Origin of the sequence: Flavobacterium glaciei, from assembly GCF_003350545.1 — a bacterium.
GTDB classification, from domain to species: Bacteria; Bacteroidota; Bacteroidia; order Flavobacteriales; family Flavobacteriaceae; genus Flavobacterium; species Flavobacterium glaciei.
This window is the reverse complement of the sequence record NZ_QQBA01000005.1, coordinates 1-14021: the sequence shown is the minus strand read 5'-3', so window position 1 is coordinate 14021 and position 14021 is coordinate 1. Positions and strand designations below refer to the sequence as shown.

12 protein-coding genes and 1 rRNA gene are annotated in these 14021 nt (G+C 32.7%); 3 read left to right on the top strand and 10 right to left on the bottom strand.

Annotation, left to right across the window (positions count from 1 at the left end):
* Nucleotides 1-400: 400 nt before the first annotated feature.
* The 7 genes from DFR66_RS05915 to DFR66_RS05885 all read right to left on the bottom strand — a co-directional run bounded on the left by DFR66_RS05915 (nt 401) and on the right by DFR66_RS05885 (nt 8999).
* On the bottom strand, nt 401-2251 hold the full coding sequence (locus DFR66_RS05915) for a CocE/NonD family hydrolase (protein WP_114753927.1): 1851 nt from the start codon (nt 2249-2251) through the stop codon (nt 401-403).
* 106 nt (nt 2252-2357) lie between these two features.
* Nucleotides 2358-4391 carry a protein-disulfide reductase DsbD family protein gene (locus tag DFR66_RS05910; RefSeq protein WP_114753926.1) on the bottom strand — a complete coding sequence of 678 codons (2034 nt, stop codon included), beginning with the start codon at nt 4389-4391 and terminating at the stop codon, nt 2358-2360.
* Entirely contained in the window at nt 4391-5701 is a 1311-nt protein-coding gene (gene tilS / locus DFR66_RS05905) for a tRNA lysidine(34) synthetase TilS (RefSeq protein ID WP_114753925.1), read from the bottom strand. The genes DFR66_RS05910 and tilS overlap by 1 nt, the downstream gene beginning before the upstream one ends.
* 111 nt (nt 5702-5812) lie before the next feature.
* Complete coding sequence (locus DFR66_RS05900; protein WP_114753924.1) at nt 5813-6202, bottom strand: hypothetical protein; 390 nt, start codon at nt 6200-6202, stop codon at nt 5813-5815.
* Between the two features lie 34 nt (nt 6203-6236).
* On the bottom strand, nt 6237-6770 hold the full coding sequence (locus DFR66_RS05895; RefSeq protein WP_114753923.1) for a carboxymuconolactone decarboxylase family protein: 534 nt from the start codon (nt 6768-6770) through the stop codon (nt 6237-6239).
* Nucleotides 6771-6831: 61 nt separating this feature from the next.
* On the bottom strand, nt 6832-7695 hold the full coding sequence (locus tag DFR66_RS05890; protein ID WP_114753922.1) for an AraC family transcriptional regulator: 864 nt from the start codon (nt 7693-7695) through the stop codon (nt 6832-6834).
* A gap of 11 nt (nt 7696-7706) precedes the next feature.
* Nucleotides 7707-8999, bottom strand: a complete 1293-nt coding sequence (locus DFR66_RS05885) for an anthranilate synthase component I family protein (protein ID WP_114753921.1) — start codon at nt 8997-8999, stop codon at nt 7707-7709.
* Nucleotides 9000-9141: 142 nt separating this feature from the next.
* Here DFR66_RS05885 and DFR66_RS14160 point away from each other — a divergent pair, with 142 nt between their 5' ends.
* Together DFR66_RS14160 and DFR66_RS05875 are read left to right on the top strand one after the other, a co-directional pair.
* A complete protein-coding gene (locus tag DFR66_RS14160) occupies nt 9142-9363 on the top strand; it encodes a VOC family protein (protein ID WP_394336346.1) in 222 nt (73 codons plus the stop codon).
* Nucleotides 9364-9582: 219 nt separating this feature from the next.
* The gene (locus tag DFR66_RS05875; protein WP_114753920.1) at nt 9583-9963 is read left to right on the top strand and encodes a DoxX family protein; all 381 of its coding nucleotides are present in this window, start codon (nt 9583-9585) and stop codon (nt 9961-9963) included.
* Nucleotides 9964-10036: 73 nt separating this feature from the next.
* Here the strand turns inward: DFR66_RS05875 and lpdA are convergent, their stop codons facing one another.
* Both lpdA and DFR66_RS05865 read right to left on the bottom strand, forming a co-directional pair.
* Entirely contained in the window at nt 10037-11440 is a 1404-nt protein-coding gene (gene lpdA / locus DFR66_RS05870) for a dihydrolipoyl dehydrogenase (RefSeq protein WP_114753919.1), read from the bottom strand.
* A 152-nt stretch (nt 11441-11592) separates the two neighbouring features.
* A complete protein-coding gene (locus DFR66_RS05865) occupies nt 11593-12051 on the bottom strand; it encodes an Lrp/AsnC family transcriptional regulator (protein ID WP_114753918.1) in 459 nt (152 codons plus the stop codon).
* Nucleotides 12052-12325: 274 nt separating this feature from the next.
* Between DFR66_RS05865 and DFR66_RS05860 the strand changes: the two genes are divergently transcribed.
* Nucleotides 12326-13549, top strand: a complete 1224-nt coding sequence (locus DFR66_RS05860; protein ID WP_114753917.1) for an aminotransferase class V-fold PLP-dependent enzyme — start codon at nt 12326-12328, stop codon at nt 13547-13549.
* A 383-nt stretch (nt 13550-13932) separates the two neighbouring features.
* Here the strand turns inward: DFR66_RS05860 and rrf are convergent.
* Nucleotides 13933-14021 (bottom strand): 5S ribosomal RNA (rrf, locus tag DFR66_RS05855); the annotation flags it as partial.

Here is a 14021-nt window from a genome sequence, read left to right as displayed (position 1 = left end):
TTTATTGAATTTAAATAATAAAATAACGGATTCTAAATGTCTAACCATAAAAGGCTGAAAAAATAGACTGTGGTCTCTATTGGCTTAAGTTTCTCTAATAAAAAAATACTCTCAATCGCCTAATTTTCATTAACTTAAATACTAAGTTATATAATATTAGAATACTTTAATATTATTTTTAATACATTTTCGATTAAAGGAATAAAATAAACTATCAACTACATGTTTTATATTTTTTTGAAGAAATAAAAAAAATTTACACTTTAATCTCTACACATTTTTTCAATAATTATAAGTCTATGAACAAACTACAGCAAATCACTTTAGAATTATAAATAAAAAAAAGGCTGCCTTTACAGACAGCCTCAAATGAATTTTAATATTTATTTTGCTTTTAGTTTTATTTCAAAACTGTAAACTCAATTTTTGAATCATTATAAATTCTATGTGTTTGTTTTTGAAAATCTTCTGGTTTAGCATAAAAAATGTTATCAACAAACGTCTGTGGATTCAAATCAATAAAGGGAAACCACGTACTTTGAACTTGAATCTGGATTTTATGCCCTTTTTTGAAGGTATGAAAAACATCTTGTAATTTAATATTTACTGCCGTTTTCTCATTAGCAACAAAAGGTTCAGGTTTTGAAAAACTGTTTCTGAAACGCCCTCTCATAACCTCACTTCGCACCATCATGTGGTAATTACTCATCTTTAAATAAGGAGCTACATCTTTAGTTTCTGGTTCATCATTTGGAAAAACATCAATTACCTTAACTATCCAGTCCGCATCAGTACCAGTTGTAGAAACCTGCAATTGAGCCAAAATCTCTCCTGCCAATGTAGTATCATCTGTCAAAACCTCTGTTTCAAAAACAATCACATCTGGGCGTCTGGCTGCAAAACGCTGGTCATCCGTCATATATTTCCTAGGTGTAAGACCAGCTTGTTTAATATCTTCAGAATGGGGAACCGGTTTTTTAGGATCACTGATGAATTCTTCAAAAGAAATATTTCTCTTCGCAATTTTTGTCAATTGATTTCCTTGCAAAAAGAAATCTTGTTTCGTAGTATTTTGAGGAGGCCAAGTTTCATAAGTTTTCCATTCTTTTCTTCCAGTATCAAAAACATAGGCTTCCGGTAATTTATTTTCACCTTTACCATTATTTTTTAGAAAATGACGGAAGAAGTTAGCTTCGATATTTTTTTGATAATAACCCGAAATACTGTCGCCAAAATTAATATTTCCAATCACTTGCTTTGCAGAATTTCTAGCCCAATCTCCATGACTCCAAGGTCCCATAACTATTGTATTATAGTTTTTACTACTCTTTTCAATGGTAGAATAAGTGTTTAATGGACCATATAAATCTTCTGCATCAAACCAACCTCCTACTGTCATTACTGCGGGTTTAATATTGTTCAAATGTTGAAGAATACCGCGCTTTTGCCAAAAATCATCATAACTAGAATGATCTTTCAGCTGTTGCCAAAACTCATTTTCTTTACCATAATACTTGTCTAAATTAGATAAAGGACCAGCATCTAGAAAAAACTGGTAATCATCATTTGTACCTGTATTTGTGAATTTATACCAAGGTTCTGTAGTACGTTTTGTTTTTTGAGGCCCAAATAATGGTGTTACTTTCCAATAACTCAACAAATAAGCTCCATTGTGATGAAAGTCGTCAAAAAAGAAATCAGCAATACACGCCTGAGGTGAAACTGCTTTTAATGCAGGATGGTTACTCAACAAAGAATAAGTAGCATAAAAACCTGGATAAGATATACCCCAAGTTCCAACATTTCCATTATTATTAGACACATTTTTAACCAACCAATCAATCGTATCATACGTATCCGATGCTTCATCGGTATCTTTTTTTCCTTTCTTATTTGGAATAAATCCACGCATGTTATCGTATAATCCATCACTCATGAACCTGCCGCGAACATCCTGATAGACTACAATATACCCTTCTTTCATCATCGTTTCGCTGGGAGAAATACTTTTTTTAAACAGTCCTTCTCCATAAGGAGCTGAATTATAAGGTGTTCTTTGCATGATTATAGGATACTTTTTTGAAGTATCTTTAGGACTGTAGATAACTGTAAACAATTCGGACCCATCGCGCATTTTTATATGCACTTCTTTTTTGGTGTAATTTTCTGCTACATAATTTAGTCTATTATCCTGAGCCGAGGATAATAAGACTCCAAATATCAATAATACAATACTTAGTAGTTTTTTCATGTGTTTTTTAAATTTAATAGGGTTTAAAGATAAAAAATATGAGGAAATAAAAATGATTTAAACAACTAAAATACATTCATAGCAAAAAATAAGCATAAAAAAAGGCCTATTCAGCCTTTTTAAATTTATCAATTCCAGCTCTTAACCAACCTCTATAAGCATTGATATCTGAATTATAACTTTCTGGTTTTTCAGATAACATGTTCTCTTCTGTATCTAAAACAATGTAATACGGCTGCGCATTTGCTTTGTATCTCGTGATTTGGAAATCACTCCATTTATTCCCCACACTTACAATTTCCTTACCCGTTTCTTTAGAGACATATTGCTCATTTTTGGGCAACTCTCTTTTATCATCAACATACAAAGAGATTAATACCACTTCGTCTTGTAATATTTTTAAAACAGCAGGGTCTGACCATACATAATCTTCCATTTTTCTACAATTGACACAAGCATAGCCTGTAAAATCTAGTAAAATAGGTTTGTTTACTGATTTGGCATAGGCCAATCCTTTTTCATAATCTTCAAAAGCGATAAGATCATGCGGCCCTAAATGTGCACCTTCCGGCAAAATTTGAGCTGATGCGTTTGAACCCCCTTTTGAGTTTCCTACTCCGTACGGACTTTCGCTATACGTCATTGGAGGTGGGAAACCAGAAATTAATTTTAACGGTGCTCCCCAAATCCCGGGAATCAAATAGATGGTAAAAGCCAAAACTACTAATCCAAAAGACAATCTTCCTACAGATATGTGACTCATTGGGCTATCATGCGGGAGCGTAATTTTTCCAAATAAATAAAAGGCTAATGTTCCAAAAATAGCAATCCAAATCGCCAAGAAAACTTCCCTTTCCAAGAAATGCAATTGTAATACCAAATCAGCATTCGACAAAAATTTGAATGCCAAAGCCAATTCTAAAAACCCTAAAACTACTTTAACGGTATTCAACCAGCCACCGGATTTTGGTAATGAATTCAACCAACCTGGGAACATCGCAAATAACATAAATGGTAAGGCTAAAGCCAATGAGAATCCGAACATTCCAACGATTGGTGCAATTCCACCTTTAGAAGCAGCTTCGACTAAAAGTGTTCCTACAATAGGTCCCGTACATGAAAAAGATACAATCGCTAACGCCAAAGCCATAAATAAAATTCCAATTATTCCGCCTCTATCGGCTTGATTATCGACTTTATTAGCCCAGGAATTAGGTAACATGATTTCAAAAGCTCCCAAAAATGAAGCTGCAAATGTTACTAATAAAATGAAGAAAATTATATTGAACCATACATTAGTAGACAAAGCATTCAGTGCATCGGCACCAAAAATCCATGTCACTAAAAATCCTAAAACTACATAAATAAAGATGATGGCAATTCCATAAATAATGGCATTTCTAATTCCTTTTGCTTTTGTTTTGCTTTGTTTGGTAAAGAAACTTACGGTCATAGGAATCATCGGGAAGACACAAGGTGTAAGCAACGCCGCAAATCCAGATAAAAAAGCGATGAAGAAAATAGACCATAAACCTCTTTGTTTGTCTGACTTAGAATCTAATACCGGAACTTTTTCAGAAGTAACATTTTGTTCTTTATTTTCATCCAAATTTACAACTGCAGTATCAACTTTTGAAGAATCAATTGTAGTCAAATCAGTTGCTACAGTAGCTATTTCTGTTGTTTTTAAAGCCGCAGGAATCGTAAATGTAAAACTCTTCTCGATATTGATACACGCTTCTTTGCAAATCTGATAATTCAAATTGACTTCAATTTTAGTAATCTTTCGGTTTGTAATCGAAATCTCTTGCTGTATTTGAGCTTTTTTCTCAAAATAAGTTTCGTTTACTTCAAAAACATCATTAAAAGCAGTTGTGGTTTTGCTTTCTTTGGCTTTGCCAACTAAATTAAAGTTGCCTTTTTGATTTTTGAAAATAATTTCCAATGGCAAAGATCCGCCGTCAGCAGTAAATTGAGAATATAAATGCCAATCTTTTTCTATGACAGCATCAAAAATTAGGATGTAATTAGTTTCTGATTTTTTTTCTATTTTAGTAGTCCATTTTGCAGGATCCAGAATTTGTGCGTCACCATTGGCAAAAGCCAAAAAAGCAATAAGTATAAATAGTAGTTTCTTCATTATTCTAATTGTATTTTAAGTATATTATTTGTTGTGTCATTTATTCTAAAACGGTCATCCTGACGAAGACCAATAATCCAAACTATATCTTCATTCGAACATAAAAGCCAAGTGTTTTCTTTTTCTATCAAGGATAATTTTTCATCTTTAAAAAGCTTACTTACTTTCTTAGATTTGCCATTCATCCCAAAAGGTTGAAAACTATCGCCCTCATTCCAGTGGCGCAAAACTAAAGGATATTTTAATTTATCAGCGTCCACAAAGATAGCTTTATTTGAAACGTTACTAATGTCAGCTACTTTGCAAAAAGTAATATTTAAGGGAATATTAACTTCTTTTTGATTTTCATTTATAAAATATTCCTCCCTTTCATCTACGAAATTTATTGGACTTAGGATTAGTGAGTCTCTATCTTTTAGTAATCTATACTCTGCCGAATAAATGTATTTACCAGATTGGCTTTCGACCAAATCATAAATATCATCCCAAGCTGAAAACTCAAATTCATTTAGCCATTGGTACAAATACGATTTATAATTGGGTAATTTTCTTAATTGCTGTAAATCAAAATATATAATATCTTCCTCTTGGCGGGCTACTTGCTGATAAATCATAATCGAAGCATCTTCAACCATAACTTGTGCTTCCTGCAAATAGGTTTGCGTTTTATGAAACGAAGAAAGAAAATTTGGATTCAGTTCCTTTAACATCGGAACCAGATGATGGCGAATTTTATTCCGAAGGTATTTATCCGATGCATTGCTGCTATCTTCTCGCCATTGAATATTATTTAATTTAGCATATACTTCCATTTCCTCTTGGCTAAATGCCAAAAGCGGACGAACTACTTTTTCATTCTGTTCTGGAATTCCTAACAAACCTTCTAATCCTGTACCTCGACCCAAATTGATTAGGAACGTTTCCAGATTATCGTCAGCATGATGTGCTGTGAGAATATAATCGAATTTTTCAGTTTCTAATAATTCATAAAACCAATTGTAACGCAACTCACGTGCTGCAACTTGCGTAGAAACTTTATAATCTTCTGCGAAAGCTTTAGTATCAAATTGCGTTATAAATACTGGAATTCCATTTGCAGCTGCATAATCTTGAACAAAATTTTGATCTTCAAAACTTTCCATTCCGCGCAATTGGAAATTACAATGTGCAATTCCTATTTTATAATCCAATTGCTGGAATAAATGCAACATTACCATACTGTCTTTCCCGCCACTTGTAGCAAGAAGTATTTTTTTTCCGTTCAAGAAATGGAAATTATGAAGAAGATGGTTTTGGAATTTTTGTAGCATTTTGTAAGTAATTTTAAGAGAGCTAAAGTAAAAAATAAAACTGAATATGACAGTATAAGAGTTTGGTATACTTAACTAATGCTAAATATACCAAATTCATAAAGCTATTTGCTACTTCAAACTATTTGCAAATGCTTCTTTAATTTTCTCAGAGGATTCTGCTACAGAAATACTTGATAGTATCTTCTTAGACGAAGCATCTATAAAGGTAATTACTCCCGTTGACTTAAAGTTTGCTTGTTTTAAACCAAATTTTTTAAAACTTTCAGCTGATGCATTTTTTGTTTGTTTATCTGAAAGGTCATTAATAAGAAGTGTGATCTTTGTTGTGTCAACACTTGGAATTACCTCTTGCCCCACTCGATTTTCATTTTTAATACAAGTACTGCACCATTTTGCTTTTGAAACAACAGCAATTATTTTAGGACTTGCTTGAGCAAAAATCGTATTTGTAACAAGTACCAAAGTGAATGACAGTAATATTAATTTTAATTTTTTCATGATATTTTATTTTTTTATTAAATTGAGTTTGTTTTTAAAGTACAGTTGCCAAGGGAAAGTCTACCGGAAAATCAGCCAAATTATGAATATAATTACTGATGATTTTATCTCCTACTACAAAAACAACATCTATCATGTTTGCCTCCGAAAAACCCGCTTGAAAAAATAAATCTTTTGATTCCTGAGCAACTTTACCCTTATTTAGCACCACTGATTTTGTAAATTGCGCTAGAGCATCTAGCTTATTATCAAAAGTTATGTCGGCTTTACGAATCTCAATAATTTGTTCATCTGTAAAACCATTCATTTTACCTATAACTGTATGGGCTGATTGGCAATAATGACAATTATTAATTTGACTCGTCACTAAATTAATAATCTCTTTTTCTTTTGCTTTCAAGGTACTCTTTCTACCTTGAAAAGCGAGGTAATCACCTAAAGCTGTTTCATTTTTTGCAAAGTAAGCATACAAGTTAGGTACGAAACCTAGTCCTTTTTTAAGGTTTTTGAATATAACCTGATTCTCTGCTGAAACTTCATCTTTTGTTGGAACTAAAAAATTTTGCATAGCGTTTTAATTTTAAATTATTTATAACACTGCAAAGATGCTACGGAAAACATCCTAATAACTAGTCTGGATTTCCTGTTGGATTATCAATTCTTCCCAATCGATAATTTATTCGGAATTCAGTAGGGGAAATTCCTTCTTTAGTCTTAAAAAAACGACTAAACGATTGAATGTCTTCGAAACCTAACTCAAAAGATATTTCTTTAACAGGTCTTTCTGTATATGATAACAAACGTCGTGATTCTAAAATTAATCTATCTTGAATAAATTGCAATGGTGACTTTTTGTATGCTTTAGAAAATGAATTTGATAATGTTTTGGGAGACTTATTAAGCATGTCTGCGTACTGCGCAACAAAGTGTTTACTCCTGAAATGTAGCTCAACTAAATAATTAAATTCCCTAATCAAGTCTATCGAACCCTTTTCAAAATAAGAAATTTCATTTTGTTCTTTATGAATTCGAGTTGATAAAATCAAAAGACGTTTCAGCATCATTTGTAGCATCTCTATTTGCAGTTCATCATGTGAATCCATTTCCAATTCAAACATTCTCCAAAGCACCTCAAACTTTTCCAGTTCTGTATCGGGAATTGTAAAAAGAGGTATTGAAGAAGCTCCAAAAAACAATAACCCTTTACAACCTACTTCACTATCATTATGTAAAATACAATAAAAAGAACGATTAAACCTAACCACTGAGACTGTTGATATAGATTTTATAATTAAAGTATTAAAATCTGTTAGACAAACAATTTGATTTTTTAAAAAATGATAATCAATCCCGTCTATGGTAATAGTAGTACCATTAGAAGTAATCCATAATAGAGATAAGCTGCCTTCCACATCATTTTGCAGGATGCTCGTATTATCAGAGCTTATCTTTTCTAGCAATAAATATTCTTTATTTCTTCCTTGAAATATCATAATCAAATCATTTATGTGGATTCTAAAACTTCCCGCATCGCTTTTGCTTTAAGCAAACACTCCTCATATTCCTTTTCAGGAACGGATTGCGAAGTGATGGCACTTCCAACCGAGAAAGAAATATATTTCTTCTCTTGATTGTACAAAATGCTTCGGATAACCACATTGAAATCAAAATCTCCGTTTGGTGTAAAATAACCAACGGCACCGCTATACAATCCGCGTTTTGTTTCCTCCAATTGTTCAATAATTTTCATTACAGAAATCTTTGGTGCTCCAGTCATACTTCCCATTGGGAAAGTGGTTTTTAAAACATCAACAACAGAATATTGCTCATCTAATTTTGAGGTTACTGTAGAAATCATTTGATGCACTTGCATAAAAGAATAAATTTTGCATAACTCTTGTACTTCAACTGATCCTTTTTGTGCCGTTCGAGACAAATCATTCCGCACTAAATCCGTTATCATAATATTTTCGGCTCGTTCTTTTGGGTCTAAAGCCAATTGCATTTTTGATTTTTCATCTTCGATTGGGTCTGAAAATCGTTTCGCAGTTCCTTTAATGGGTTGCGAAATAATACGTTCTCCTTCTTTCCTTAAATAACGTTCCGGCGTCGCCGAAAGTAAAAAGTGTTTATTATTTTTAAAAAAAACGGCAAATGGAGGCTGAGAAATTTCGTTGAGCTTTAAAAATTTTTCTATTGGATTAATCGTTGCATTTTCAGCAAAAAATTCCATACAAAAATTAGCTTCATAAATATCGCCTTGATGAATGTGCTCCAAAACTTTAGAAACTTTTTCGAGATAACTCACTTTCGGAATCCGTTGTTGAATCGTGACTAATCCTTTTATTTCGACATTTGACTTTCGAATTTTGACAATTTCTTCAAAATCTAACTCCACTTCATCGTCACACATATTTAGATATTGAATTTCAAGCTGATTCCCTTTCAATAAAAATAACTTCTTGGGCTGAAAGAAAAATAAATCGGGAAATTCTAATCCGTCAAAATTGGCAGATTGTAACTGCTCTATATTATTTTTTAAATCATACGATAAATAGCCAAAAAGCCAGTCATTAGTAATTTGCTGGTATTGTTTTAAATCTTCAAAAGCATTGTGACAATCCGTTTTTATTGAAGTAAATGCATCTACAGCAAGGACGCAATCATAACTTGTATAATTTTGTGGGTAATCATTGCTGTCCAAATAAATGATTTCTCGAAACTGTTGAGACCAAAATAAAAGCTGTTCTTTAAACAGTTTTGGATCAGAAATAGACTTGTAAATAAAAGTTCTCAAAAAGTGTTGGTATTTAAAATTCAAAATTACAACAAAAAATAAACCTTCAATAACCGATTTTACTAAAATTAGCTTATTTTTTTGTAAATTTGATAGTGCGTGAACCGTTTTAGTTTTTTAAAATCATTAAACTACTTGCGTTATGGCTTCAAAAATTTTCTTCAATTTAGCTGTTAAAGACCTAAAAAAATCGATTGATTTTTTTACTACACTTGGTTTTTCTTTCAACACTCAATTTACTGATGCGAGTGCCACGTGCATAATTATAAGAGAAAATATTTTTGCGATGCTATTAACTAAGAACGTTTTAAAGATTTTACCAAAAAATAAATTTGTAACGCCCATAAAAATACCGAAGTATTAATTGCCATTGATGCTGAGAATAGAGAAAAAGTAGATGAAATGGTCAAAAATGCAGTTGATGACGGTGGTTCAATTTATATAAAGCCACAAGATCATGGGTGGATGTACGGACATAGTTTTGCTGATTTAAACGGGCATCAGTGAGAAATTATGTATATGGATGAAAATGCAATTCAACTATAATAATTTTCAATTATGTAACCTCTAAAAACCATATACTATGAAAATCGCAATTATTATTATCCGAACTTTAATTGGACTTATTTTACTTTATGCTTCTGTTAGCTTTTTTCTAAAACTAGCACCAGAACCTGAAGTTACAGGAAATTTCAAAGCTTTCAATATAGGTTTAGTCGCCTCTACCTACATCTTGCCACTAGCAAAATCAATAGAATTCCTTTGTGGACTATCTTTTCTTACAGGACGCTATGTTACATTAGCGAATCTGATAATCCTACCAATAACATTAAACATATTATTTATTAATTTTTTCTTGTCCCCTGAAGGAATACCAATCGCTGTGTTCTTATTTTTTGGAAATCTATTTTTGATTTACAGCCATTGGGAAAATTACAAAGGCTTATTTGTAGCAAAAGGCTAAAAAAATCTACAAATAAGGAAACCCGCTCTATTGAACGGGTTTCCTTATAGTATAGAAAAATGCAATTACCTAATTACACATGTAAAGCTCTATTGTCAGTTGCTGCTAATGCTGCTTCTTTTATTGCTTCCGCAAAAGTTGGATGCGCATGAGACATTCTTGAAATATCTTCCGCAGATGCTTTGAATTCCATTGCGGTAACCGCTTCAGCAATTAAATCAGCACAACGAGCACCTATCATGTGCACTCCAAGAACTTCATCTGTTTTTGCATCAGCAAGAATTTTTACAAATCCATCTAAATCACCACCAGCACGAGCACGACCTAAAGCTTTGAAAGGAAAACTTCCTGATTTAAAATCAACTCCGGCAGCTTTCAACTGCTCTTCAGTTTGTCCTACAGCAGCCACTTCTGGCCAAGTGTAAACAACACCTGGTATCAAATTATAATCGATATGTGGTTTTTGTCCCGCTAAAATTTCAGCAACCATAACGCCTTCTTCTTCAGCTTTGTGCGCTAACATCGCTCCACGCACTACATCTCCAATTGCATAAATATTAGGAACATTTGTTTGTAAATGATCGTTTACTTCAACCATTCCTCTTTCGGTTAGTTTAACACCAGCTTTATCAGCGTTCAAGCCATCAGTATAAGGACGACGACCTACTGAAACTAATGAATAATCTCCTTCTAATGTAATTGTTTCTCCTTTTGCATTTTCAGCTTGAATTACAACTCCTTCGCCATTTCTTTCCACTGATTTCACTTTGTGCGAAACATAGAATTTCATGCCTTGTTTTTTCAATACTTTAGTCAATTCTTTAGACAAGGATGCATCCATTCCAGGAATGATTCGGTCTAAATATTCTACTACAGAAACTTGCGCTCCTAATCGTAAATATACTTGACCTAATTCGATTCCGATAACTCCACCACCAATGATTACAAGGTGTTTTGGCACTTCTTTAAGTTTTAACGCCTCAGTAGAAGTAATAATTCTTTCTTTATCAATATTGATAAAAGGCAAAGAAGATGGTTTAGAACCCGTTGCAATAATAATATTTTTTGCTTCGATTGTTTCAGAAGTTCCATCAGCTTTTGCTACCGCAACATGTGTAGCATCTACAAAAGAACCTAAACCTTCAAAAACAGTAACTTTATTTTTATCCATTAAGAATTTAACACCTCCTGAAGTTTGATCTACAACAGCTTGCTTGCGTGCAATCATTTTTTCAAGATTTACTTTTACTTCACCAGAAAGTTCAATACCATGATCTGCAAAATGTGCAATTTCACTATAATGATGAGAAGAAGCAAGCAATGCCTTAGATGGAATACATCCTACATTTAAGCAAGTTCCTCCTAGAGTTGAATATTTTTCAATAATTGCTGTCTTAAATCCCAATTGTGCACAACGAATAGCAGATACATATCCGCCTGGGCCTGAACCTATAATGACTACGTCAAATGAACTCATAGTATGTTTTTTTTATTGTGTTTTTATAAAATGTTGCACAAAATTAAGGAATTAAGTTTTGTTTAAAGTTTAATTGCAAAGGTTTTTTGTTACGAATTATGAGCAATTAACATTTACTTACCATTGAATACCGATTTAAATCCAAGTTTGTTTTAAATATCAACAATCGTGGTGTTCTTAACTTCACTAATCATAAATGTACTGTGCGTACTACCAATATGCTGAAGTGTGGTGAGTTTTGTGACCAAAAATTCCCTGTAGGCTTCCATATCTTTGACGACTATTTTTAAAATATAGTCATAATCCCCACTCACATGATGGCATTCAATGACTTCTTTAAGTTGTATTACTTCACTTTCGAATTTAGCAATAAACTCTTTAGTGTGCTGAATTAATTTAAGATGACAGAAAACCACAAAACCTTTTTCGACTTTCGAACGATTTATTAAGACTACATACTTATCGATGATACCTTCTCTTTCCAGTTTTTTGATTCGTTCGTAAACGGCAGTAACTGAAAGATTCAGTTTTAAAGAAAGTTCTTTAGTTGTTTTCTTGCTATCGGATTGTAATATAAAAAGTAGTTTCTTGTCTGTGGCGTCTAAAGTCATATATGATAAAAATTTGAATTGAAATAAAATCTAAATAAATCCTGTATTTGATGCTAATTTAGAAAAATTAATTCTAATTTATATAATTCATAGTTTAAAAATCTAAAATCAATCTATAACATTGATTATTAATCTAAAACTCTGTTATTTTGGAATTGATTAATCTTAAAACCGAAATCCACTAGCCCTGATAGAAGCGACATCCTTTTATGCGCCGCAGCGAATAAAAGATATAGCGAATAGCAGGAATAGCTTCAAAAAAAAACTCATAATTATGAAAAATTTCAATCCCGCAGATAACATTCAAGATTTGCAGTACTTTGGTGAATTTGGTGGTGTAAACCCCTCTATTTCTGACTCTTCCACCTATACTTTTCTTTCAGCAAAAACCATGTTTGATACCTTTGAAGGCAATATGGAAGGTTGCTACTTGTATTCACGCCATTCATCACCAAGTAATTTATACTTAGACAAAGCCTTAGCCGCTATGGAGGGAACAGAATCAGCAAATGTTTCCGCTTCTGGAATGGGTGCCATTACGCCTACTTTGTTACAACTTTGCGGAACAGGTGATCACATCGTTTCGAGCAGAACTATATATGGTGGAACGTATGCTTTCTTGAAGAATTTTACTCCAAGACTAGGCATTAAAACAACATTTGTCGATATCACAAAACTCGATGTGGTAGAAGCAGCCATAACGCCAGATACTAAAGTTTTATATTGTGAAACAGTAAGTAACCCGCTACTAGAAGTGGCAGATATTAATGGACTTTCTTTGATTGCAAAAAAACACAATTTGACACTAGTAGTTGATAATACTTTTTCGCCATTATCTGTTTCTCCTGCAAAATTAGGAGCTGATATTGTGATTCACAGTTTAACAAAATATATAAACGGAAGCAGTGATACTGTGGGTGGTGTAACATGTGCATCACAGGATTTTATCAATAGTTTAAAAAATGTAAATAGTGGAGCCAGTATGTTATTAGGACCAACAATGGATAGTTTGCGTTCGGCTAGTGTGATGAAAAACTTACGTACATTACATATTAGAATGAAACAACACAGTCATAATGCGATGTACCTTGCGGAACGTTTTGAAAAAGAAGGTTTAAAAACGGTTTATCCAGGACTAAAAAGTCATCCTAGTCATGAGATATATTCAGCGATGATTAATCCTGAATATGGTTTTGGAGGGATGATGACACTAGATGTTGGTTCATTAGAAAAGGCAAATGAACTAATGGAATTAATGCAAGCAAAAAACTTGGGTTACCTTGCTGTTAGTTTAGGATTTTATAAAACTTTATTTAGCGCACCTGGAACATCTACATCTAGTGAAATTCCAATGGATGAACAAATAGAAATGGGATTGACAGATGGTTTAATTCGTTTTTCCATTGGTTTAGATAATGATATTGAAAGAACATTTCAAATGATGAAAGAATGTATGATGGAGTTAAATATACTATCTTCAGAAGCAGTTTTAGCATAATAGTGTACTTATTACACAATTTGAAAAAGGCAACAAATAACATTGTTGCCTTTTTTGTGTTTTAGAAAATAAATCATTGATAAACAATATTAAACTATAGTGATAACAGAAGTACTAAAGTTCAAGTTAAAATGATATTCAAGTAATTTTTAAAAAAAAATAAATGATAGTAATCTTTAAATGCTAAAAAAAGGTATTTATAACACAATAGGAGGTGTGAGAAACGTTGATTTTCCCATTACAGGCTAACTAATATTTATGCCTAATTTTTACTAGTCCACAGGTTTTAGGATTGATCGGGATTGATCCTTTATAATGGCAACAAGTCAGATATTGTAAAAACAAAAAAATCCTCATCAAATGAATGATGAGGATTCTTCAAAGAAAGGCGACGACATACTCTCCCACATAACTGCAGTACCATCTGCGCAGGCGGGCTTAACTACTCTGTTCGGGATGGGAAGAGGTGAGC

Coding starts and splice junctions, on each gene's coding strand:
- DFR66_RS05860 (WP_114753917.1), top strand. CDS start 12,326: ATGAAAAATTTCAATCCCGCAGATAACATTCAAGATTTGCAGTACTTT.
- DFR66_RS05890 (WP_114753922.1), bottom strand. CDS start 7,695: ATGATATTTCAAGGAAGAAATAAAGAATATTTATTGCTAGAAAAGATA.
- DFR66_RS05910 (WP_114753926.1), bottom strand. CDS start 4,391: ATGAAGAAACTACTATTTATACTTATTGCTTTTTTGGCTTTTGCCAAT.
- DFR66_RS05915 (WP_114753927.1), bottom strand. CDS start 2,251: ATGAAAAAACTACTAAGTATTGTATTATTGATATTTGGAGTCTTATTA.
- DFR66_RS05895 (WP_114753923.1), bottom strand. CDS start 6,770: ATGCAAAATTTTTTAGTTCCAACAAAAGATGAAGTTTCAGCAGAGAAT.
- DFR66_RS14160 (WP_394336346.1), top strand. CDS start 9,142: ATGGCTTCAAAAATTTTCTTCAATTTAGCTGTTAAAGACCTAAAAAAA.
- tilS (WP_114753925.1), bottom strand. CDS start 5,701: ATGCTACAAAAATTCCAAAACCATCTTCTTCATAATTTCCATTTCTTG.
- DFR66_RS05865 (WP_114753918.1), bottom strand. CDS start 12,051: ATGACTTTAGACGCCACAGACAAGAAACTACTTTTTATATTACAATCC.
- lpdA (WP_114753919.1), bottom strand. CDS start 11,440: ATGAGTTCATTTGACGTAGTCATTATAGGTTCAGGCCCAGGCGGATAT.
- DFR66_RS05900 (WP_114753924.1), bottom strand. CDS start 6,202: ATGAAAAAATTAAAATTAATATTACTGTCATTCACTTTGGTACTTGTT.
- DFR66_RS05875 (WP_114753920.1), top strand. CDS start 9,583: ATGAAAATCGCAATTATTATTATCCGAACTTTAATTGGACTTATTTTA.